Here is a 22,612-nt window from a genome sequence, read left to right as displayed (position 1 = left end):
AATTGAAAGGAGTGAACATATTGGTCCGGCTTAAAAAGGATTATGATACGACAAGAAATTCAGTCTATGAATCCCAATTGCGCGGCGACATGCAAACGGTTGAGAATGAGCTTAATAAGAACGCCAGTGAATTACAATCGCATAAAGACAATAAAAAAGCGCACACGTCTAATCAGATTATGCACGGGTTATTTTCCGTCGCAAATAGAATTGATAACTTGTGGTCAAGGCTGATTAATTTAGTGTTGAATCATGACGGAAAAGATGTAAAAGAAGTTGTTGATATTCGGGTTGCCAGGGATGCAAGTATTCATCCCACAGCAAAAGATAGATTAGACTATGACTTTCAAATTCTTGAGCAAGAAATAGAAGACGCTGCCGTTTCCCTGAATCTAAAAAGGTTTATTAAAAAGTACGGAAGTTTTACCGCAGGATTCAAGGCAGCTCTTAGTCTTGCAAAATTATATCCTGTGCACATTGTTGTTCCTCCTGGAAAATACAAATTAATGGAGACAGCACGTATCTATAAAAACACTCACTTAACCTTACAAGCTGGCGCAGTTATTAGACGCGGATTTGTAGGGTCAATGCTTGTAAATGGGGATAAAGATGACCAGACAAAAGGTTATAACGGCCACGGAAACCTACTGATCGACGGTCAAGGGGTGTTTGACAGCGCGGGGGGAGAGATCAAGGAACAATGTTCAGTTTTGGGATTCGCTCATGCTGAGCGTATCATCATCCGTGACATCACGATCAAAGATGTGTGCGGCGGTCATGCCTTTGACTGTGCAGGTAATAAACACGTATTAATAGAGAATGTATGGTTTAAAGGGTTCGCTGATTATAAGGGAGACAGATGGTTTTCTGCTGCGATTCAGCTAGACTTAATGCGATCGGCGGGCAACTTCGGTGCCTTTGGTGCTTATGATCAAACTGTAAGCAAGCATGTCACTATTCGAGACTGCTATTTTAGCAGATCAGAGAATCTAGGGGGATATGCTCGCGGAATAGATTCACACACCAGCACCGATGGCTATTGGTATTCTGATATTCATATAGAAAACAACGATTTTGAAGATACGACCGAGTACGCAATATCAGGAAACAAATGGGAAGACGTTTTAATAAGCCGAAACCGATTTAAGAATTGTGCATCTGGAGTGAGGCTCATGCTTCCAAGGGTTGAGTCGGTCTACACACAAGACGCGAACGGCAATCCTACGAACAGGGTCAACAAGGTAAAACGTCTTTCAGTTAAAGATAACACTTTCACAAATATTAAAGTGCGTCATGCCATTCAGGTATATGGCCGTAAAGGGATTCAAAAAATTGATGACGTGGATGTTTCCGACAATAAAATCAATGGCGTAAAGGTCAAGCATGCTATTCACTTATCAGATGTGGACGGCTTTTTGGTGTCTAACAACCAATTTAGAGACATCAAGCATCATGGGGTACTCTTAACACGCTGCAGCAATGGCAAAGCTGATCTAAATGTTGGACGAGACATCGAAGGAAACGGCGTGCGTGTGGAATTAGGCTGTAAAAATATTGATATAACATACACAACTTTACGTGAAGTTGGATATTCGGGGATTTCTGTTTCAGGTGATTCAGAGGACATAAACGTTGATTTCAGCGATATTCAGAATGCTGGTAAAAGGACTTCTTCATCAAACCCGTATTATGGAATTATTTTGATGGATGGGGTCAAAGATTCAGCAGTACGATTCAACAAAGTACGCGGAAAGAAATGCAGATACGCGATGTATTTTACTAGTAAGTGCTCACGGATTCAGCATTTTGGGAATCGACTTAAAGGAGCTGGCGCAGAAGGCAGCTTGAAAGATAATAGTGTCGATCCAATTAAAACAATCGAGAATGTAACATGAGAGAGGTGATAACATGATTCGGAAGGATGGTCCGCTTGCGTTTAATGTGGATGCGTATACTAGTTCAAGTGTATCAACTAGCATAAACTTTTGGACGCAGGATCGACAGACGGCAAGGCTCATTTTCAAACTCACGAAAGATGGCGCGCCGTTGCCTTTAGCAGCTGTCACGGGAAAACTTGTATTAGTTATGGCCGACGGCAGCCGATTCATTAGAGACGTAACGATAGTTGATAGAGTGAATGGTCACGCCGAGTACGTTTTGTCAGATAAAGAGATCAAGCATTATGGAAATGTACAAGCTGAATTAAATTTGTACTATACAAATGATCAATCTATGTCTGTGCATCAGTTCTCTTTCAATATATCTAAATCACTTATAGATCAAGACATTGTGCCGATAACGGAATATTACGTGGATGAATTCGAGGCGCTAAGAGAGAAAATAAACGCGTTGTATGATGAGTCTATTAAAACAATTGCAGATTTGAGGGCCAAGTTTGAGGACTTGGAAAAGATTGAAACAAAGCAAGGCGCACAAGATAAAGTAGCCGAAGGGCTTGCAGCAGCTAAAAAATATACGGAGGATTACGCAGAGACACCCGCCGGCGCTCAAGATAAAGCAGATACAGCTGCGAAAAAGATGAAAGACCTTGTGGCGGGTTTTCAACAAAAGAAAATCACGACCGATACGGGCTTGCCGTTGATTTCAATTAAAGACACATCAGTTAGCCTTTTGGATGCCGTGATTGATAACGGTCTAGGGATGGGCTCTTTTTACGCAATAGCAAAATCAAAAGATTTACCTAACAACCGTTCTTTCAGAGGTTTCTTCCACATTACAGATGCGACAAATGGAAAGGGTACGTTTGGATGGGTATATGCAACAGATTATATCAACAATATTTATACAAATTACCTTAACAATAACGTATGGAGTGGTTGGAATCGATTACTAACCGAAAAAGATTTAAGCAGCACATGGAACCAAGTAACGTTAGTCGCTGGAACAGTAAAACAATTTGCGGGAAATCCTCTCCAATTCTCTATACGTCAAAATGACTTACTTCTTCGGGGATCGTTTGAGGGAGTCCCGGCGAACGATACAGTCATTGCCCGTTTTGCTCAAAAACCGTCAGGGGAAACCGTATTTGGGGGTGCCACGGTTGGATCGTACGGGTCGGCACGTTTGACGCTTGCGAAAGATGGATCATTAAAATTTGACGGTATCAACGCAAATGATAATTCCAAGGTGAAGAGAATTGAGATAAATGAATCTATTCCGTTGTGGTAAAGGAGGGAAGAATCATGCACATTTATTACTTTGACGAGAATTTTAAATATCAAGGTGAAGATGTCATAAGTGATTATGAAGAGATGCCGAAAAATGCTACGGATGTACGGCCGAAAAAGGGTTTATACCTTCCTGAATATGATGCGGACAAGAGAGAGTGGTTTGAATCAGCATCCGAAGAGTATATAGAGAGCTTGCAGCCGAAACCGCAACCCGCGGCAGACGTTACCATGCTGAAAAAACAAGTTGCCATGCTAACGCATCAAGTAGCACAGCTACAGCGAGGGGGCACATCGTGATATACCCTACAGCAGAAGATTTAAAAGTGTTTTGGGCTTGGGAAGTTTATACACCTGAGATTATGCGTGATTATGTAGCAATGGGCGTCATTACAAAAGAAGAATTTGAAGAGATAACAGGTCTTGCATTCGACAAGCCAAGTGTATCAGTTGATTTAGGAACCGCAGCATCTTAACAGGTGCTTTTTATTTTGCCTTCTTAAAGGAGGTGATTAACGAAATGGAGGAAACGATAGTGTTTATTAACTTTGAAACTTTGGATTTAGCGAAGACTTATTTATTTGGCGGTGTGAAATTTTTGGACTTGCTCGTGCTTCTAAGTGTTATTGACGTTCTGACGGGTATCATCAAAGCGTGGAAAGTTGGCAGACTACGCAGCCGTACAGCATGGTTCGGTTACGTGCGTAAAATGCTTAGTTTTGTTGTCGTGATTGTTGCTAACATCATTGATCAGATCATGGGCTTAAATGGAGTGCTGACTTTCGGGACAGTGCTTTTTTATATCGCCAACGAAGGGCTTTCCATCGTGGAAAACCTTGCACAGATCGGCGTGAAAATTCCGGCTTCTATTACAGACCGACTTCATGTCATCGAGTCTGACAGCCAAAAAGAAGAAGAGGAAAAGAAAGCTGCTGAGTAATCGGCGGCTTTTTTCTATAAAAAAAATGAATGGAGAGATTTAAAATGACAAAGAAAATTATGATTGATCCGGGACACGGCGGGCACGATCCGGGCGCAGTAGCAAACGGATTGAAAGAAAAAGACCTTGTACTAACTATTGCTAAGAAAATTAAAGCGATTCTTGAAAAGGTGTATGGGGCATCAGTTAAGCTCACACGATCAACCGATGTTTACATTGATCTGTCTCAAAGAGCTAGACTAGCAAATAATTGGGGCGCTGATTATTTTGCATCTATCCACATCAACGCTGGCGGAGGAACGGGTTTTGAGACGTTCCGTTTTGATAAACTATCAGCAGCATCCAGCACTGGCAAGCAGCAAGCAATTGTGCATGATGCGATTTATAACAAAATCAAAGGAAAACTAGGAGACCGAGATCGAGGGACCAAGTCTAAAAATCTAGCTGTGTTAAGAGAAACAAGAATGCCAGCAATATTGACAGAGAACCTTTTTATTGATCGAAAAGAAGACGCAGCACTGTTAAGACAAGACGCGTTTCTGAATTTGTTGGCCGAGGGGCATGCGGAAGGAATTGCTGCAGCCGTCGGTTTAAAAAAGGTATCCTCGTCAACTAAAACAAAGCCTAAAAAGGAAACGGCGCCAAAAGGCGTTAAAATGGCCGTAGTGAAGCCGAATGCTGACGGGTGGCTATGGGTCTATGATAAGCCGAATTGGTCAGCAAAGTACAAAAAAGTAAAGCCAGGTGAAGCATTTACGATTGATAAGACTGTGACGGTTAACGGGTCAAAAATGTATAAGTTGAAATCAGGTCTTTATATCACAGCTGCTTCAAAATATGTTCAGGTAAAACAAAAATAAAAGAAACCCTACTTTATGTATAAAGTTAAAATGCAAAGGCAAGCTAGCTTTATAATAACTTAAGAGGTGTTTTTTATGGCAGATTTTAATCTTATTCCATATACGGTTGAATCAGTAATTGAAGATGTGAAAGAAATACCAGCAGGTGTAAAAATGATTGAAGCTCCAGAGGTTTGGGACAAGAGTGCTAAAGGGGCAGGAGTAGTTGTAGCAATTTTAGATACTGGGTGTGATCACGCCCATCCAGATTTAAAGGACAGGATTATAGATGGTAAGAATTTTACTGATCAAGGAGATCATAATGATTTTTCTGATATTGATCAACATGGTACACATGTTGCTGGGACTATAGGAGCGACAATAAATGATGCAGGTGTAGTCGGGGTAGCTCCAGAAGTAAGCCTTTTTATTGGTCGAGTTTTTAAAAAAGATAGTAATGGAAATATCGGAGCTTCAAATAACGATATCATCAAAGCAATTCAATATTGTATTAAATGGAGAGGACCAAACAGAGAAAAAATTCGTGTTATTAATATGTCATTGGGAGGTCCTGAAGATGATCCGAAATTGCATGATGCTATAAAAGAAGCAGTTAACGAAGGAATTCTTGTTGTATGTGCTGCTGGAAACGAAGGTGATTTCAGTAGTGGAGGAGACTGTTCTCCTTTAAAAGATGAATACAGCTATCCAGGTAATTATCACGAAGTTGTGGAAGTGGGAGCTGTAGATTTGGAAGGTAAGTGGCCTTGTTTTACAAACACCAATCTCGAGATTGATCTAGTTGCGCCAGGAGTCAAAATTATCTCTACAATTCCTGGTGGAAAATATGCCGAGTTTTCAGGAACTTCTATGGCATGCCCTCATGTTGCTGGTGGTGCAGCACTTATAATCAACCAATGCGAAAAAGAGTTTGAGCGAAGTTTTACGGAACCAGAGATTTATGCTCAAATTATAAAGCGAACTGAACATCTAGAATATGACAAAAAAATAGAAGGTAATGGGCTCCTTAAGTTAGATAAGCAATAAATTCAATTTGTTCTTTGATGTTATAGAAGCAGACAATTTTAAGTGTAATAGCGTATCTATGATCCAAAGACTAAAACTAAATTCACAATTGAAAAGCCCCTCCAAAAGGAAGGGCTTTTTGTTTGTTTTTATTCAGTTCGATGTCTCATTTTATTGATCGTTCTAAAAGACGCTTCAACGCCAATGAATACGACAAAGAATATTACTATCCAACTGACCAAATCTGCCCAAATATTTGACATGTTAATCATGCCGAACTTACTTAATCCCGATTGAATTACAAAGGAGATTAAAGCAGTTATAAACACAGACAGAAACCAATTTGTTTTTCTCAATTAAACCACTTCCTTTCAAAAATTAAAGGAATTTGCATACATACTTGGTTGTTTTATTTTCGTTCTTGTAACGTTTGCAAAATTCATGGCCGCCCATATCTAAAAGCTTTTTACCTAACCATGCTAGACCTGCGCCAGCCAATACTTTGGCTGCCCATATCACTAGCGGAGCAACCATAGTTGTCACTTCACCTTTTTTCTGTGCAGCTAATTGATCTTGATACACTTTTTCAGCATCAGTTCCGGCCAATGATTCTAAATGATTTTTGATCTCTAATGAAATATCCTTTGGTAAACCAGCATTGATCACTTTGGATTCATCAAAGGAAAAAGTTTTATCTACTTCATTGTATGCAGCAGCATCGAAAATAGCCTGTGCAATTCTTTGTTGCTTTTGAGGGTCCCATTGTTCTTTGGCTGATGCCTGACCAAAAGCAGATGTGATTCCAAGAGTCACAATAAGTGTTAATACAAGTGTAAGTTTTACATTGAGCTTGCGCAATAAACCGTTCATACTAAACATCCTTCCCCTAAAAGTATTGTCCCACACCCGTATGGTAACAATTAACAGGTTTTATTTTCCATACTTTTTATAAAAATGGTAAAAATAGACTAAATAAAAGTCCCGTCATTTGTGACGAGACTGTGAAATGTCCTTATTAAAAACGCCATTCTCTTTTCTCCTTATCCCACGTTAACTCCTTGCGAGATACTAGGTTTTTAACCGCCTTACGAATCGTCGGCTCATCCTGAACCGTTTTCCTTTTAAGCTCATCAATCGTGATATTCTTACGGAACCGGCTCATGTTGTAGATGATTCGGTAAAGCTTCCTTTCAAGATCCGTCACGGCATACCCTCCCATCAAAATAGAATATACGTTCGATTATAAAGGTAAATAAAATCCCCTTCAAGGGGATTTGCAGGGGATATAATAATTTAAAAACATCCCACACCTAAGAATTTATTTAGGTTCAATATTTAATATTAATGAGAAGCCAGGAATTTTAGTTAATTGAACAGAGTAATCACCGTCAATTATACTAAGAGACTCTTTATCGTTATTTGAAAAATCATTTAAGTGTTCAAAGTCTATACCTAGTATATGAAGCACAGCTAATGTATTTCTCATTCCTTGTTCAGATGATATATTTCCTGATCCGGTTGTAAATATGTTCAGGCGAAAAAAGTTTTTATCTAAATCATGCCATGCTTGCAGGTTAAAAGTGCCGCCAAAGTCATCAAGTTGCATTAATAAATCTTTTGTGTAAACTTGACCTCCTGCTACATCAGAGAGTTTATAATCTCCGATTTCATCAAAGTTAATTTTTTCATTTTCAAAAGATAAAGCTACTTCGTTATATGCGCTCACGAATTCATCAATTGTGAAATTAAAGTTTTTCTTTGTATTATCAACGTCATCAGTTTCACTATTTTCTTCAATCTCAATGACCTCAGAATCTTTTTCTTTTGAAGTTGTAGTGCTACTGCTACATGCGCTTAATGTAGTAATACTTATTATAAGTATGTAAAAAAGCAAAATGCGTTTCAATTCAAACCCTCCAAAACAAATATTTTCCAAATAAGTCTACCATATTATTGAATTAGAAAGAGGAAAAATAATGTTTTTTCCAAATTAAGAATATTACGGAATTGATGGTCGGGATGTTATAATTTATTAAGAACAATTCACAATTGGGGTGTGTTATATGCATTTCCGCAAAGAACCAGTTGAAGAAATCATCAAATATGACGATTACCCTTATAAGGTCTATACAAGGGTTTCGACAGACCGCGACGAGCAAATAAGTTCTAAGGAAAACCAAATTGACGTTTGTCGATATTGGATCGAGCAACACAACTATGAATGGGATGACCGTTCTGTTTTGTTAGATGATGGTATCAGCGGAACCGTCCTTGAAGATAGGGCAGCAATGAAATACATTTTTTCATTGGCTGAAAAGAAAGAAATAAAAATGGTTATTTTCAAATCCATTACACGTCTTGCCAGGGATTTGAAAGATGCCCTCTATATTAGAGAGATTTTAGTATCTAACGGTGTTCGTGTCGTGACGCTTGAAGAAGATTATGATAGCCTGTACGAAAGCAAAGCTTCGATGAAATTTGAAATGTCGGCCCTTTTCGCAGAGCAGTTACCTAAATCTATGTCCGTAAACATAAGCGGAGTACTTGCAGCAAAGGCCAGACGAGGAGAGCACTCTGGAAGAATACCGTATGGTTATATGAAAGAGGGGAAATACCTCGTTATTAATGAAAATGAAGCAGAAGTCATAAGGTTGATCTTCCATTTATATAACAACGAGGGATTAGGCCAAAAAAGAGTTACATACGCTTTGCAGGAGAAGTGTAAAGCTGGTGAAATACCTCCGCCCAGGAAAAGAAGTAACTGGCAGCTCACAACGGTACAGACAATTTTAAAAAACCCTATCTATTGTGGAGTTCACATTGCTAATAGACATACGACGATAAAGGTAGATGGACGAAAGAAATTCATTAGAAATCCGCCTGAAAAATGGACTGTTTATGAAGGTTTCTGCCCGCCAATTGTTTCTAGAGAAGATTGGGAAAAAGCTAACAATAAACGAACAGTCAATAAAAAGAGAAAATTCACACCTTGGAATGAGTTGAGAAAGTTAATTATTTGTGGGAAATGTGGATCTAAAATGGTGATCATCCAAACTCATCGAGACAAGAAAAATGGAGAGCGAACTTATTGGAAATACCTAAAATGTAGTAATTTCAGAAGATCAGGGAAAGATGGATGTGTGAATCATGTTCCGATCAAATATGAAGAACTTCGAGATTTTGTGGTTGAAAATCTCATTACATTTTCAGAGGGTATTTCACACGACTTCAAGAAAAATGCACTTGAACAAAAGGAAAAGCAAATTAAAGCCATTAAGGCAGAATTGAAATCTTTAGAGACACAAAACAAAAGATTGTTAGAACTGTACTTAGAAGATCAAATGATTACAAAAGCCGAATTTCAAAGTAAACGGAACGACATTCAGGCCAAAATAACAAATCTTGAACAGAGTTTATTTTCACTACAACATGTACAAAATGAGAAGAATTCAATCATTGAAATGAAAGCAGTCATTCAAGAACTTGAGGATAGAGAAAAAGACTTAAAGCATGTGTTTGAAAAGCTGATTGATCGTATCGTTATTGATCCAAATGGGAAAATAAACATCTATTATAGATTCAAATGACAGCACGGATAACGTTTTGCAAAAGGTACGCTTAGCAAATGCCATGCAAAAGCTAGGAGTCAAAGGTCGTTCACAGGCCGTCGTCGAGCTTCTGCGTATGGGTGAGCTAGAGCTCTAAAGTCAGCCGGTTTTCCTTCCACACTAGGGAGGAACCGGTTATTTCTATATGGTTTCCATGAGTCTCTTCTTGCATTTTCTCTGAAAAACGAGGAAAATAGGAGTGTACGTTTTAATCAAAGTGAGATGCTATAGTGAGGTATCAATGAAATGGAAACGAATGAGTTCGACCATGTAGCAGAGATTGAGAAATCATTGCGCCATATTGCTGCAATTATTAAGCAAAAAGGCAGAGAAATCCTGAATCAATATACGATTACACCTCCTCAATTTGTAGGGCTTCAGTGGCTTTATGAATTCGGAGATATGACAATAGGTGAGCTATCACAAAAGATGTATTTGGCTTGCAGTACAACCACCGACTTAATTGATCGAATGGAGAAAAGTGAACTTGTTGAACGAGTAAAAGATCCTTCTGACCGCCGCGTGGTTCGCATTCATTTATTACCTGAAGGCGAGCGGATCATTCAAGAAGTGATTGTTAAACGCCAAGAATACGTCAGTGAACTTCTAGGGGCTTTCTCAGAAGAAGAAGCCATCGTTTTCAATCAATCCTTAACGAAACTACAGCAGCAAATGAAAAGAAAATGAGGCGATTTTGTTGGATCAACCAATCGGCGTCATTGATTCCGGCGTCGGCGGTTTAACCGTTGCAAAGGAAATCATGAGACAACTGCCAAAAGAAAAAATCATTTACGTAGGCGATACAAAACGGTGCCCGTATGGCCCTCGGAAAGAAGAAGAGGTTCTTCAATATACTTGGGAAATGGCACACTACTTATTAAGACATCACCATATTAAAATGCTCGTCATCGCATGCAACACAGCGACGGCGATCGCACTAGATGAAATCAAAGCAACGCTTGATATTCCGGTCATTGGCGTGATTCAGCCCGGCGCCCGTACAGCCATCAAGGTGACAAACAATCAGCAGATTGGTGTCATTGGTACAGCCAATACGATCAAAAGCGAGGCATACAAAGAAGCACTGCTATCCCTAAAAGCAGGACTAGCGGTTCAAAGTCTGGCATGTCCGCTGCTTGTCCCATTTGTGGAAAGCGGTACATTTTTAGATCAGACAGCAGATGAAGTCGTGAAAGATTCCCTTGAACCAATGAAAGAAACAGGAATTGATACGCTCATTCTTGGCTGCACGCACTATCCGATTTTAAAAGAGCCGATTCAGCGCTTTATGGGCAGTGATGTGAGCATTATTTCATCAGGGGATGAGACAGCTAGAGAAGCCAGTACGATTCTTTCGTATAAAGGGCTGTTAAACACTTCTCAAGAAGCACCTGTTCATACATTTTATACAACAGGGCAGCAGCAAAATTTTCAAAACATCGCTCGTGACTGGTTTGGCTACCTCCCAGGGAAGGTCGAAACCGTATCACTTGAACACGTCTATCAGCAATAACCCGCTTCTTCTTGAGGTGGGTTATTTTTTATGAAAAGGGTCTAATCCACATGAGGAGCTCGTATACATAGTAGTACAAACTACTAGAGGAGGGTGAAGTATGCTGAAAAAAGGATCTACAGCAGCTGTGACGTGTATCGCGTCAGCCATGCTTTTGTCAGGATGCGGATTGTTTCAAACAGACCAAGCGAAAACAGAGATTGACCCGCCACAAAACGTCACATATGTGAAAGAAAATAAAGAAGATAAACAAACAGCCAAAGAAGGAAAAGAGGAGAAGAAGGCAGATACAGTCATGAGAGAATTATATTTAATTGATAAAAACGGGTATGTCGTCTCTCAATCCATTCCGCTGCCGAAAAACGAAGGAAGTGCCAAACAAACCCTTGAATATCTCGTGGACGGAGGACCGATTTCTAACCTCATGCCAAATGGGTTCCGAGCTGTTTTGCCGGCCGACACGAGCGTATCTGTCGACATTAAAGACGGAACGGCCGTAGTGGATTTTTCAAATGAATTTAAAAACTATAAAAAAGAAGACGAACAGCGCATCCTGCAATCTGTCACTTGGACGTTAACGCAGTTTGATTCTGTCGCCAAAGTCAAATTGAAAATGAATGGACATGAACTAAAAGAAATGCCTGTGAACGGTACACCGATCTCCGATGATTTAAGCAGAGAAGACGGTATAAATATTCAGCACGAGGCTGCCGCTGATATGACATCGACAAAGCCAGTGACGGTTTACTACTTAGCTGAATCTGATGAACAGACGTACTATGTTCCTGTGACCAAAAGAGCGCCAAAAGACGAGGATGATCCGATTACAGCAGCCATTGATGAGCTCGTCTCTGGACCAAGCAAAAAAAGCCATTTGCTCACAGACTTTGATCAAGATGTAAAGCTGAATGATGTCCCGAAAGTAAAAGACGGACATGTGACACTTGATTTCAACGAATCCATTTTTGGCAGTGCAGATGAAAAGAAAAAGGTCATTTCACAAAAAGTTCTTGATAGCATTGTGCTCACATTAACAGAGCTGCCGGACGTCAAAAGCGTATCGGTTAAGGTAAACGGCAAGGCTGAGCTTGTGAACGAAAAAGGAGCAGAGCTGACAAAGCCGGTTTCAAGACCAGAACAAGTGAATACAGGTAGTTTTTAACGGCACACATTGATATAATGGAGAAAAAGAGGCATGCATATTCGCTGCCTCTTTTTTATTCCAAGCGATTAGAACGAGCCTAGGTTGTCAAAGTTAGTAGGAGAACCCCGCTGGCACCCGCGCGGAATGTATATCGTAATGGAGGTAAATCATGAGATTAGATGAAAGACAATATGACGAATTAAGAAAAGTTGAAATAGAGGCAGGCTACATTAAGCATCCAGAAGGCTCTGTCTTAATCTCATCGGGAAATACGAAGGTGATTTGTAACGCATCCATCGAAGACCGTGTACCTCCTTTTTTAAGAGGAGAAGGAAAAGGCTGGATTACAGCAGAATATAGCATGCTTCCAAGAGCAACCGCACAAAGAACGATGAGAGAATCTTCTAAAGGAAAAGTTACAGGACGTACAATGGAGATTCAGCGCTTAATTGGACGAGCACTCCGCGCAGTCGTTGACTTAGAAAAGCTTGGCGAACGCACGATTTGGATTGACTGTGATGTCATTCAAGCAGACGGCGGAACACGCACAGCATCCATTACAGGTGCTTTTGTCGCCATGACACTTGCGATTCAGAAGCTTCGAGCAGAAGGAGTTATCAAAGAAAACCCGATCACTGATTATTTAGCGGCGATATCCGTCGGAATTGATTCTCAGCAAGGTCTTCTGTTAGATTTAAATTATGAAGAAGATTCTTCAGCTGAAGTAGATATGAATGTCATCATGACAGGTGCTGGACGCTTTGTTGAACTTCAAGGGACAGGCGAAGAAGCGACATTCTCAAGAGAACAGCTAAACGGACTGCTTGATTTAGCCGAAAAGGGCATCAAAGAATTAATCGAAAAGCAAAAAGCGGTTACAGGAGAAGTCATCGAATAAAAAGAAGGGTTTGATCAGGATGAAAACAGCCATCATTGCAACGCACAATGCGGGCAAAGCGAAAGAATTCAAAGCCATTCTTGAGCCAAAAGGATTCACGGTCAAAACACTAGCAGACATCGGCTTTACTGAAGAGATTGAAGAAACAGGACAAACCTTCGAAGAAAATGCCATCATCAAAGCCGAGGCGATTCAAGCCAAAGCAGGTGAAATGGTCATTGCAGACGATTCCGGTTTGTCGATTGACTATCTTGGCGGAAAACCTGGCGTATATTCAGCGAGATACGCTGGTGAGCATAAAAACGATGCTGAGAATGTGGAAAAAGTGCTGAGCGAACTTCAAGGCATTGAAAAAGAAGACCGCACAGCCAGATTCAGATGTGCCCTGGCTGTCAGCATACCGGGCAAAGAAACAAAGACGGTAGAAGGATCAGTAGAAGGCTTCATCGCAGAGGAACCAATCGGCGAAAACGGCTTCGGATATGACCCCATTTTCATCGTCAAAGACAAAGACCAGACGATGGCCGAATTATCACCAGAGGAGAAAAACAAGATCAGCCATCGAGCGGTCGCGCTTCAAAAGCTTTCATCACTGCTAGACGCAAATGAATAAGGGGGAATGAAGCCATGAAGATACTCATCATGAGTGACAGTCATGGACTCACAGACGAACTTCAAACCATTGCCAAACGGCACGCGGATGAAGTCGATATGATGATTCACTGCGGAGATTCAGAACTCGAAACGAACCACCCAGCACTCGAAGGATACAAAGTCGTCAAAGGAAATTGTGACTTTATGGGCGATTTTGAAGAAGAGCTCCTGCTCCCACTTGATGGAGGCGGAAAACTATTTCTCACTCACGGACATCTGCATGGCATCAAACAATCCTTGCTTCAAGTCTACTACCGTGCAGAAGAGCTAGGCGCAGACATTATCTGCTTTGGCCACTCGCACATCCCAGGCAGTGAGCTGCTAAGAGGAAAACTGCTTATTAACCCGGGCAGCGTGCACCTGCCAAGAATGCGTAAAGAGCGCAGCTATGCGATACTGACACTAGATGGAAGCGAAGCAAACGTACAGTTTTTCACAGACGAAGGTCTGGTCATACAAGACCTCGAAAACACTGTCACATTGGAAGGTATTTCATAAGGGTGCAGCATTTGCCCCTTATGAAAAAAACTTTCGAAAAACCGTTGACTTTAAAGAACAATAGTAATATAATAAATCTTGTCGGTGAGGTACTCACCAACAGAACACTACATAACAACATGTCCCAGTAGCTCAGCTGGATAGAGCAACGCCCTTCTAAGGCGTCGGTCGGGAGTTCGAATCTCTCCTGGGACGTACTAAATTAAAAGCCTGAAACCCTTTATTATCAAGGATTTCAGGCTTTTTTGTTCTAAAATTTAAGTTTAGCTTTAAATTAGAATTTTAAAAGTGTACACAAAAAGAAAGGGAGCTGTATAAAACCACAGCTTCCTAAATGAAGAGTTTAACTTTTCTTTTTTCTGTAGTCTTTTACTAAGCTTGAAACAGCTAAACCCATTACACCGAAAGCCACAATATAAAATAAAACATTTGTTACAGGTGTATCAATTTTCCCTAAGATCATCACAAGGGCAATAATAGCGCCGGGTAAAGTAATTAATAACATTTTGGATGGCTTGCTTTGCTGTGTCACTGAATGACCTCCTGATTGATCTATTGATAAAACTGTTAAACCAGGAAAGTATTTAGTGCTTTTAAATATTATTCGTTTTTAGAATGAAGATGAACGTATTGCATATGCAATCATAAAGTTTAGCAGCAAAAGTAGTGTTAAGTGGGAGCCTGCATTATCAAATGGACAGATAGAAAGTGATTTACAGGGGGAACAATTCTCTGGTTACGGAGTTGATACTGAAAATGGATGTTTTATGGATGATCATGCTTTGAAATATATATACTTTCCAAACAAAGTCAAAACGTTGAAGATGACATATATGATGAACTTGAAGAGGTATTAGAGAAACGATTGAGGATACAAGAAGCTGAGATGAGAATAGAGATGAAGCTTGTCTTGTTACAGATTTTTTATTGAGGGATTAGTGGGGAGAAAATAAAACAGGAATAAAAGACAAAACAGAGAAAATTACATAATCCCAAACGCCCCATAAAAACAATGAAAGGAATGATCCCTTGTACAACATCGATCCAACAAACTTACTTTTTGAAAATGGTGAGAACAAAAGCAGCTCAGAAGGTAATCAATTATTTGCTAAACAGTTAGGAAATATCGAGATCACGAGCGGTCATATCGTTGCCTGTGATCCTAATGTTTCAGAGGGGGACCAATCTTTTACGAGAAAGGTTGCTCTAGGGAAATATCCTATTCTACTTGTAGTTAAGCGATTAGAAAGCGGTGACGAACGCGTCGCCTATGCAATGGTCAAGTTTACAAACGAGCAAGCAATAGAATGGGAGATTGCCACACGAGCAGGGCAGGAACTCAAACATCTGAAAGAAGATGAGTTCTTCGGCTACGGTGTGAATACGGGAATTGGTTGTTTCATGGATGCGGAAGCAGCAATATATTTACAAGCTTATGAGGATAAACGATATAAAGAGGACAATGATTTCTATCTTTATGAAGAATTTGCAGAAGCATTTGAGCAAAACTACAAGCATACATGGGACTGGCTTGTCACAAGTTTTCATGACAAGGTGGATATTGCCATGTTTACAACAGGCTTCGGCGACAGGATGTATCCAAGCTTTTGGGGCTAGATGAAAACGGAGAACCCACTTGCCTTGTGACGGATTTTCTAATAATGGACTGAGAAGAAACTTATGAATCATGGGTTTTTATGATGGAGAAATAGAAAAATATGAGTAATGCCTGCAATTAATGAATATAAATATGGAATAATTCTAATGCGGAAGTCTAATTTTAGAAATTTATAGGCGCGTTGGGGAGACGGTAAGTAAATAAGTAATAAAAAAATATATATGTAACAAAAACATGGAAAAAATAAATAACTATCCGATATTTGTTATGTAAACAAATTGAAGGAGTGTGGTTATCTTGAAAAAATGTATTTTTATTTTATTTATGTTGATTTTTTCATTAATTTATCCATTACAATCAATAAAAGCAGAAAAGGCAGATATTCTTGAATGGGAAAAACGAGCAGAATTGCCAGCTGCAAGAGTAGGAGCTGTAAGCGAAGTATATGATGGGAAAATCTATGTAATAGGTGGAATAGGTTCAGGTAAGGCCAATTCTAATACTACTTATGTATATGATCCGAAGTTAGATAAATGGTCAGAAAAAGCTAGTATGAAAACAGGCCGTATGGGTGCTGCTAGTGTTATTGTAGGGGATCATATATATGTAATGGGTGGAAGAACAGATCAAGGGTTTTCAAATAGCGTAGAAGTTTATAACATCAAAATGGATAAATGGGAAGAGGCAGAAGACCTCCCATTTGAATTGAAAATATCTGCTTTCGATTTATACGCAGGTGCTATAGATAATAAAATCTATGTTTTGGGTTATAATAAACCGTTAAAGCACGAGAATTACAGCAGTAACACGTATAGTTACGATATAAAAACAAAAGAATGGACAAAGAAGAAAAAATTTGAAAAAGACGCTCCTGCTGGAAATGCTGTAGTTATAAAAAATAAACTCTATGTTTTATCTGGACAAGCAACGTTTGAATATGATCCATCAATAGATCAGTGGACAAGTGTAGGACTTGGGGGAATTGGGCGTTATTATGGTGCATTAAATTTTGAAGATTATATTATAAGAACAGGTGGAGTTTCTAAAGTTACACTCTATGATAAGCAAACTAAGACATCAAGAACTGTCCCTAATTCTTCAGCTCCTTATCGTATGGGGCATGTATCAGCCATTATTGATGATACACTTTATGTAATTGGAGGTATTCCACAGAGTAATGATGCCCCTAACTACGCTAGGAACGATTTCAAATCTAATTTATCTATTTCATTAAAAAGTCTTAAAAACAGTGACACTACAGTTCCTCCAGGAGACAAAGACCCGGATCCAGCAACACCACCAAAAGACGATTCAACTAGTCCAGGCGACAAAGACCCAGAACCAACCACACCACCAAAAGACGGTTTAACAGATGAAGACGGCGATGCCCTTCTCATCATCACAATGGTCAATGGCTTACAGAAAGAGTATGACCTTTCAATGAAAGAAGTCAACTCCTTCCTATCCTGGTACAAAAAACGTGATACAGGTGAAGGGCCAGGTTTTTATGAAATTGATGAGCATGACAACAATAAAGGTCCCTTTGAAAGTAAAAAGGATTATGTGGTGTTCAAAAACATTCTCATGTTCGAAGTCAATAAATATAAGAAGTAATTGAAATCAAAGCCATCTAGGCAAACTAGGTGGCTTTTGCGTTTATTCGACAGCTTTCAGCAATTTTAAGGCAAATTTAAGCTCGAATTTCATTTCAAATACATTAAATCTTTGTTACAATAAGACAGCTTTGCCTAAAGACACGCTTATCGATTCGACATCTTTTTTCATCATTTCTTAAAATTTTTATGTTTTGGTATGAAACTCTTTTAATGATTCATGCGTCTCTATAAGTGTCAAAAGAAAAGAGGTTATCAATATGCTATTCAAAAAGCTATCAGAAAATAAGTCTGTAAAATGGATAGGATATACGAGTTTTTACTTACTTATTTTGCTATTATTGTTCTTTATTTACGGATTCCATACAGCAAATACGGGATCATTCATTTACAACGATTTTTAATTGGAGATTAAACTATGAAACTATTACACACGATTCATGAATACCAACAAACGAAACCAACACAGCCAGCATTTGTTTCTCAACATGCTTCGATCACATATGATGAGCTTTGGCATCTATCAGACCAAATGGCTGGTGCGATCGATGCAGTCGCAACTGGCAGTGCACCTGTCATTGTATACGGTCATATGGAGCCAGAGATGCTGATTTCTTTCTTAGGTAGTGTGAAATCAGGCAGACCTTATATTCCGGTCGACATCTCAATCCCTGCCGAGCGTATCGTCTCAATTATTGAAAGCTCAAAAGCCAGTCTGTTGATTTGTGCAAATGAGCAGAATGTACTAGATGTAGAAGAACACATTGAAGTGAAAAGTGCGGCATCTCTTTTAGCTCTTGAAAAAGAAGCACCGCCATCCTCGCAGTGGGTTCAACAGGATGATGTTTTTTACATCATTTATACGTCTGGCAGTACCGGAAAACCGAAAGGCGTTCAGGTAACAGCCAATAATTTAGAAAGCTTTACAGAGTGGATGTGCCGAGACTTCCCAATTGGCGGGGGGCGCACCTTCTTAAATCAAGCACCATTTTCTTTTGACTTATCAGTGATGGATTTGTATCCAGCGCTTCAATCAGGCGGTACTCTGTACTGTTTAGTGAAAGATCTAGTGAATAAGCCGAAGGATATGTTTGCAGCACTTGGTCAATCTGACGTTGAAGTGTGGACATCAACACCTTCCTTTGTGCAAATGTGCTTAATGGATCCTTCCTTTACAGGGGAGCTTTTACCAGAGCTGAAAGTCTTCTTGTTCTGCGGAGAGGCACTTCCTGTATCTGTAGCAAGTGCGCTCCTTGAGCGTTTTCCAAAGGCGCAGGTCTTTAATACGTATGGTCCGACTGAAGCAACTGTTGCGATCACATCGATTGAAGTCACGCAGGCGATTCTCGATCAGCACGATTCTTTACCAGTCGGCTATGCGAAGCCAGATACAGATATCGTCATTTTAGATGAAGAAGGCAAGACCCTTCCTGATGGTGAAAAAGGAGAAATTGTCATCGTGGGGCCAAGCATCACAAGAGGCTACTTAGGTGAACAAGCCTTAACAGATAAAGTGTTCTTTAAATACGAAGGACGCCCTGCTTACCGTACAGGTGACGCGGGTGTGGCACAGGATGGTTTGATTACGTGCCACGGCCGTCTGGACTATCAAATTAAGCTGCATGGATACCGGATGGAGCTTGAAGAAATTGAATATCATGTGAGCGAGACAACGTATGTCAATGCTTGTGTGATTGTGCCGTTCCAGCCAAACGGTCATGTGGAGTACTTAATTGCAGCCATTGTTCCAGCAGCGCATTCATTTGAAAAAGAATATCAGCTGACAAGTGCAATTAAGAAAGAAATGGCGGATTCACTGCCTGCGTACATGATTCCAAGAAAGTTTGTCTATCTTGAGCAGCTGTACATGACGCCAAACGGGAAGGTTGATCGTAAAAGAATCGCGAAAGAGGTTCTTCTATGATTCCGTTTAGTTCATTCTTTTTCTTCATTCTAATTGGTGTTCTTCTTTTGCCGACGATCATTCTTGGTCTTCGCGGCAAAAGAATGCAGGGCTACAACATGTTTGCAACGGTTGTGGCGCTCGCGCTTATTTTCTCAAAGGATGCACATGGCGCATTGCTGCTCTTCTTGTTTACAGTGTGGCAAATCTTGATCATCCGCTTGTACCTTTCGTACCGGCTGAAGGCGAATCAAGCGTCTGTCTTCTATATGGCAGTGGTGGCATCTATTTTGCCGCTTGTACTCTCAAAGGTTTTACCGTTCTTTTTAACTCATCAGCCGCATCAACCGCCGCCAATGAACTGGCTGAGTTTTTTAGGAATCTCGTACCTAACATTTAAAGGTGTCCAGTTAATTATCGAGACAAGAGACGGCTTGATTAAGAAGAAAATTCCGATTCATCGTTTGGTCTATTTCATTGTCTTTTTCCCGACGATTTCATCAGGTCCGATTGATCGTTACCGCCGGTTTGAAAAGGATATGGATACGCCGCCTGAAAAGGAAGCGTACAGTGATCTTCTATACGCCGGTATTCATAAAATTTTTATCGGCTTCTTATATAAGTTCATTATTGGTTATCTGATTCACACGTATATTCTCATGAATATTCATCACATTAGCAGCAGTCACTTTGTTCAACAGTTAACGTATATGTATGCGTACAGTATGTATTTGTTCTTTGACTTTGCTGGATATACAGCATTTGCTGTTGGTGTGAGTTATATTATGGGCATTAAATCACCAGAAAACTTTAACAAACCGTTTATCAGCCGGAACATTAAAGACTTCTGGAATCGCTGGCACATGTCCCTCTCCTTCTGGTTCAGAGACTACGTGTTTATGAGATTTGTGTTCTTTATGACAAAAAAGAAGTGGATCAAGAACCGTATGGCTGTATCAAATATTGGGTACTTTGTCCTCTTTCTATTGATGGGTGCTTGGCATGGTCTAGCACTTCAATATATTATTTACGGACTATATCACGCAGTTGTGATGTCCGGTTACAATTTATTTGAGAAATGGAATAAAAAGCACAAGTGGTGGCCGGATAATAAGGTCACAATGATTGTGTCGATCATTATTACATTCCATGTGATTTGTTTCGGATTTTATATTTTTTCAGGAAAACCATTTCATCATTAATCATTAAGGGAGTAGAAAATTATGGAATTTAAAAATCAAGTATACGGTATTATTGCAGAGGTTTGTCAGGACGACGTTGTGAAAGAAAATCCAGAGATTGCAATTTTTGAAGAAGGTCTTCTAGATTCATTTGGTACAGTAGAACTGCTTATGGCAATTGAAAGTCAGCTCGGAATCACTGTTCCGATTACAGAGTTCGATCGTGATGTGTGGGATACACCGAATCACATTGCTGAGCAGCTGGCAGAGATGAAGTAATGAAAAAGCGTTTTTTTGGGCCGCTTATTTTAGCGGCTGTTCTATTCATTGGTGTTCTTCTTGTACCAAATGCATGGCTCTCACATCTGATCCCAAAAGACAAATTACAAAAGTCAGCCACAGAATTAGATCCAGGGATGTTTCAGGGGCTTTATTTACAAGATGAAATGCTAAAAGATCCAACTTATTTGCCGATCTATGGATCTTCTGAACTATCACGTTTTGATCCATATCACCCTTCGAATTTCTTTCATGAGAATCCTCAAGGGTTTACACCTTATCTTATTGGGAAAGGTGGGTCACAATCATTAATTCATGCGATGAACTTCGCATCGCATATGGATGAATTAAAAGGGAAGAAGCTTGTGTTTATCGTGTCCCCGCAGTGGTTTGTGAAATGGGGATCAGACGAGAATCACTTTGCACCGAACTATTCAGCGCTTCAAGCGCTTAATCTCGCTTATAATAAAGAAATTGATCCAGCTGTGAAAAAAGAGCTGATCAAGAGAATCATGACGTTTAAAGCTGTAAAGAACGACATGGTCATCACAGAACTTTTTAAAGCAGAGCTTTCTGGGAACAAATTCGCTTATGGCGCGATTTCTCCTATTGCAAAAATGTATTATGGCATGCTTCAAAAGAAAGACATGTACTATACAATTGGATCGGGGAAAGAGCGTAAGCTTCATCCGTCTCCTTCTGTCAAAGGAAAAACATGGACTGAGCTTGAAAAAGAAGCAAGTGTCTTAGGTGCGGAAAAAGCAGGGAACAACCCGTTTTATATTAATCAAAAACTATTTGACCGCAAGCTGAAACCGATCATGAAAAAGATGAAAGATTCTCGTGAAGACCACTCTTATGCGGAATCACCAGAATACAAAGATTTTCAAATCATGCTGGATATTTTAAAACAGGCAGGGGCGAAGCCTTTGTTTGTGACGATTCCTGTCAATGGAAAATGGTATGATTATACCGGTTTCCCGAAAGAGGGGCGTACAGAGTATTATGAGAAAATCAATCGTCAAATTCGAGATAATGGGTATGAAGTCGCAGATTTGACTAAACATGAATACGATCCTTACTTCTTTAAAGATACAATTCATGTGTCTTATAAAGGATGGGTCTACATCGATAAGGCGATCGAAAAGTTTTACAAAGAGCAGTAGAATGCAGCAGCTTTCTGCTGCTTTTTGTTTGTCGAATCGGCGGATATCTTGTATAACGAAGGGAAAAGGGCTATGCTGTAGATGGAGGCGATATGATGAACCGTTCTGAGAAAAAAGAACTATTAAAGCGTTCGAAGAAGCATTTTAATGATCATGCCTTTTGGGAAAAGTTAAAAAAGACGGCACAAAAGGCTGGTGTCTCTCTTGTCTATGCTGTGCTATTACTTTACTATACATTGCAAAAACCCGAAGTGCCTGTCAAAGCAAAAACCCTTATTATTGGGGCACTCGGATACTTTATCCTTCCTATTGACCTCATCCCTGATACATTGATTGGTGTCGGCTACACAGATGATTTAGGAGCGATCACATTTGCTCTGCTCCAAGTAGCGATGTACATTGATGATGATGTGAAAGGAAAAGCGAAGGACAGGCTGTCAAAATGGTTCGGTGAAAAAACCGATACGTCTCTTATTGATCAAAAGCTTGAAGATGGCGGGATGCCGTCTGCACGCTGAAAAGAAGACAAAGGGCTAAAATAAAA

At 39.8% G+C, this 22,612-nt stretch carries 27 protein-coding genes, 1 tRNA gene and 1 pseudogene; 25 read left to right on the top strand and 4 right to left on the bottom strand.

Features of this window, described 5'->3' with window-relative positions:
• The first annotated feature begins 20 nt into the window (after nt 1-20).
• From C6Y07_RS06080 to C6Y07_RS06050, 7 genes are all read left to right on the top strand, one after another.
• Nucleotides 21-1,895, top strand: coding sequence for a right-handed parallel beta-helix repeat-containing protein (locus C6Y07_RS06080; protein ID WP_106156365.1), 1,875 nt, complete (start codon nt 21-23; stop codon nt 1,893-1,895).
• Nucleotides 1,896-1,908: 13 nt separating this feature from the next.
• On the top strand, nt 1,909-3,189 hold the full coding sequence (locus C6Y07_RS06075; RefSeq protein ID WP_106156363.1) for a BppU family phage baseplate upper protein: 1,281 nt from the start codon (nt 1,909-1,911) through the stop codon (nt 3,187-3,189).
• A 14-nt stretch (nt 3,190-3,203) separates the two neighbouring features.
• Entirely contained in the window at nt 3,204-3,488 is a 285-nt protein-coding gene (locus C6Y07_RS06070; RefSeq protein WP_106071426.1) for a hypothetical protein, read from the top strand.
• Complete coding sequence (locus tag C6Y07_RS06065; protein WP_106156361.1) at nt 3,485-3,664, top strand: XkdX family protein; 180 nt, start codon at nt 3,485-3,487, stop codon at nt 3,662-3,664. Before C6Y07_RS06070 ends, C6Y07_RS06065 begins: the two co-directional genes overlap by 4 nt.
• 44 nt (nt 3,665-3,708) lie before the next feature.
• Nucleotides 3,709-4,128, top strand: coding sequence for a phage holin family protein (locus C6Y07_RS06060; protein ID WP_106156359.1), 420 nt, complete (start codon nt 3,709-3,711; stop codon nt 4,126-4,128).
• A 44-nt stretch (nt 4,129-4,172) separates the two neighbouring features.
• The gene (locus tag C6Y07_RS06055) at nt 4,173-4,988 is read left to right on the top strand and encodes an N-acetylmuramoyl-L-alanine amidase (RefSeq protein ID WP_106156357.1); all 816 of its coding nucleotides are present in this window, start codon (nt 4,173-4,175) and stop codon (nt 4,986-4,988) included.
• 75 nt (nt 4,989-5,063) lie between these two features.
• On the top strand, nt 5,064-6,014 hold the full coding sequence (locus C6Y07_RS06050) for a S8 family peptidase (RefSeq protein ID WP_106156356.1): 951 nt from the start codon (nt 5,064-5,066) through the stop codon (nt 6,012-6,014).
• A 357-nt stretch (nt 6,015-6,371) separates the two neighbouring features.
• Here C6Y07_RS06050 and C6Y07_RS06040 read toward each other — a convergent pair whose 3' ends face one another.
• The 3 genes from C6Y07_RS06040 to C6Y07_RS06030 form a co-directional block, all read right to left on the bottom strand.
• Nucleotides 6,372-6,863 carry a hypothetical protein gene (locus C6Y07_RS06040; RefSeq protein WP_106156352.1) on the bottom strand — a complete coding sequence of 164 codons (492 nt, stop codon included), beginning with the start codon at nt 6,861-6,863 and terminating at the stop codon, nt 6,372-6,374.
• 145 nt (nt 6,864-7,008) lie between these two features.
• The gene (locus C6Y07_RS06035; RefSeq protein ID WP_106156350.1) at nt 7,009-7,197 is read right to left on the bottom strand and encodes a hypothetical protein; all 189 of its coding nucleotides are present in this window, start codon (nt 7,195-7,197) and stop codon (nt 7,009-7,011) included.
• A 114-nt stretch (nt 7,198-7,311) separates the two neighbouring features.
• Nucleotides 7,312-7,899, bottom strand: coding sequence for a hypothetical protein (locus tag C6Y07_RS06030; RefSeq protein WP_106156348.1), 588 nt, complete (start codon nt 7,897-7,899; stop codon nt 7,312-7,314).
• Nucleotides 7,900-8,056: 157 nt separating this feature from the next.
• Between C6Y07_RS06030 and C6Y07_RS06025 the strand changes: the two genes are divergently transcribed.
• The 9 genes and pseudogenes from C6Y07_RS06025 to C6Y07_RS05985 all read left to right on the top strand — a co-directional run bounded on the left by C6Y07_RS06025 (nt 8,057) and on the right by C6Y07_RS05985 (nt 14,503).
• Nucleotides 8,057-9,580: a recombinase family protein gene (locus C6Y07_RS06025; RefSeq protein ID WP_106156346.1), complete on the top strand. Its 1,524-nt coding sequence runs from the start codon at nt 8,057-8,059 to the stop codon at nt 9,578-9,580.
• Between the two features lie 31 nt (nt 9,581-9,611).
• Nucleotides 9,612-9,698, top strand: a pseudogene (locus C6Y07_RS06020) (hypothetical protein); the annotation flags it as partial.
• 149 nt (nt 9,699-9,847) lie between these two features.
• Complete coding sequence (locus C6Y07_RS06015) at nt 9,848-10,288, top strand: MarR family winged helix-turn-helix transcriptional regulator (protein ID WP_003216546.1); 441 nt, start codon at nt 9,848-9,850, stop codon at nt 10,286-10,288.
• A 7-nt stretch (nt 10,289-10,295) separates the two neighbouring features.
• Nucleotides 10,296-11,114 carry a glutamate racemase gene (racE, locus tag C6Y07_RS06010; RefSeq protein WP_095285543.1) on the top strand — a complete coding sequence of 273 codons (819 nt, stop codon included), beginning with the start codon at nt 10,296-10,298 and terminating at the stop codon, nt 11,112-11,114.
• Nucleotides 11,115-11,214: 100 nt separating this feature from the next.
• Nucleotides 11,215-12,276: a GerMN domain-containing protein gene (locus C6Y07_RS06005; protein WP_034661739.1), complete on the top strand. Its 1,062-nt coding sequence runs from the start codon at nt 11,215-11,217 to the stop codon at nt 12,274-12,276.
• Between the two features lie 151 nt (nt 12,277-12,427).
• Nucleotides 12,428-13,156, top strand: a complete 729-nt coding sequence (gene rph, locus C6Y07_RS06000; protein ID WP_060596912.1) for a ribonuclease PH — start codon at nt 12,428-12,430, stop codon at nt 13,154-13,156.
• A gap of 10 nt (nt 13,157-13,166) precedes the next feature.
• Complete coding sequence (locus tag C6Y07_RS05995; protein ID WP_181185471.1) at nt 13,167-13,769, top strand: XTP/dITP diphosphatase; 603 nt, start codon at nt 13,167-13,169, stop codon at nt 13,767-13,769.
• 14 nt (nt 13,770-13,783) lie between these two features.
• Nucleotides 13,784-14,308 (top strand): YfcE family phosphodiesterase, encoded by a 525-nt coding sequence (locus tag C6Y07_RS05990; RefSeq protein WP_060596911.1) that lies wholly within the window; start codon nt 13,784-13,786, stop codon nt 14,306-14,308.
• 121 nt (nt 14,309-14,429) lie between these two features.
• Nucleotides 14,430-14,503 (top strand) — tRNA-Arg (locus C6Y07_RS05985).
• Nucleotides 14,504-14,651: 148 nt separating this feature from the next.
• Here C6Y07_RS05985 and C6Y07_RS05980 read toward each other — a convergent pair.
• Entirely contained in the window at nt 14,652-14,840 is a 189-nt protein-coding gene (locus tag C6Y07_RS05980; protein ID WP_060596910.1) for a hypothetical protein, read from the bottom strand.
• A gap of 97 nt (nt 14,841-14,937) precedes the next feature.
• Between C6Y07_RS05980 and C6Y07_RS19270 the strand changes: the two genes are divergently transcribed.
• From C6Y07_RS19270 to C6Y07_RS05935, 9 genes are all read left to right on the top strand, one after another.
• Complete coding sequence (locus tag C6Y07_RS19270) at nt 14,938-15,165, top strand: DUF4241 domain-containing protein (RefSeq protein WP_081311390.1); 228 nt, start codon at nt 14,938-14,940, stop codon at nt 15,163-15,165.
• Between the two features lie 172 nt (nt 15,166-15,337).
• Nucleotides 15,338-15,925, top strand: coding sequence for a DUF4241 domain-containing protein (locus C6Y07_RS05970; RefSeq protein WP_066030579.1), 588 nt, complete (start codon nt 15,338-15,340; stop codon nt 15,923-15,925).
• Between the two features lie 298 nt (nt 15,926-16,223).
• Nucleotides 16,224-17,540, top strand: a complete 1,317-nt coding sequence (locus tag C6Y07_RS05965) for a Kelch repeat-containing protein (protein ID WP_106156344.1) — start codon at nt 16,224-16,226, stop codon at nt 17,538-17,540.
• Between the two features lie 253 nt (nt 17,541-17,793).
• Entirely contained in the window at nt 17,794-17,943 is a 150-nt protein-coding gene (locus C6Y07_RS05960; protein WP_024427820.1) for a teichoic acid D-Ala incorporation-associated protein DltX, read from the top strand.
• A gap of 14 nt (nt 17,944-17,957) precedes the next feature.
• The gene (gene dltA, locus C6Y07_RS05955; protein ID WP_106156342.1) at nt 17,958-19,463 is read left to right on the top strand and encodes a D-alanine--poly(phosphoribitol) ligase subunit DltA; all 1,506 of its coding nucleotides are present in this window, start codon (nt 17,958-17,960) and stop codon (nt 19,461-19,463) included.
• Nucleotides 19,460-20,644 carry a D-alanyl-lipoteichoic acid biosynthesis protein DltB gene (dltB, locus tag C6Y07_RS05950; RefSeq protein WP_066030582.1) on the top strand — a complete coding sequence of 395 codons (1,185 nt, stop codon included), beginning with the start codon at nt 19,460-19,462 and terminating at the stop codon, nt 20,642-20,644. Before dltA ends, dltB begins: the two co-directional genes overlap by 4 nt.
• 21 nt (nt 20,645-20,665) lie before the next feature.
• Nucleotides 20,666-20,902, top strand: a complete 237-nt coding sequence (dltC, locus tag C6Y07_RS05945; RefSeq protein WP_024423191.1) for a D-alanine--poly(phosphoribitol) ligase subunit 2 — start codon at nt 20,666-20,668, stop codon at nt 20,900-20,902.
• Nucleotides 20,902-22,068, top strand: a complete 1,167-nt coding sequence (dltD, locus tag C6Y07_RS05940; RefSeq protein ID WP_066030583.1) for a D-alanyl-lipoteichoic acid biosynthesis protein DltD — start codon at nt 20,902-20,904, stop codon at nt 22,066-22,068. The genes dltC and dltD overlap by 1 nt, the downstream gene beginning before the upstream one ends.
• Nucleotides 22,069-22,163: 95 nt before the next feature.
• Entirely contained in the window at nt 22,164-22,586 is a 423-nt protein-coding gene (locus C6Y07_RS05935; RefSeq protein WP_034661711.1) for a YkvA family protein, read from the top strand.
• The last annotated feature ends 26 nt before the right edge of the window (nt 22,587-22,612 follow it).

The sequence above is a fragment of the Bacillus sp. LNXM12-1 genome (assembly GCF_003004375.1).
Lineage (GTDB): Bacteria > Bacillota > Bacilli > Bacillales > Bacillaceae > Bacillus.
The sequence above is the reverse complement of the archived record's forward strand: the minus strand, read 5'-3'. Positions and strand labels throughout refer to the sequence as shown.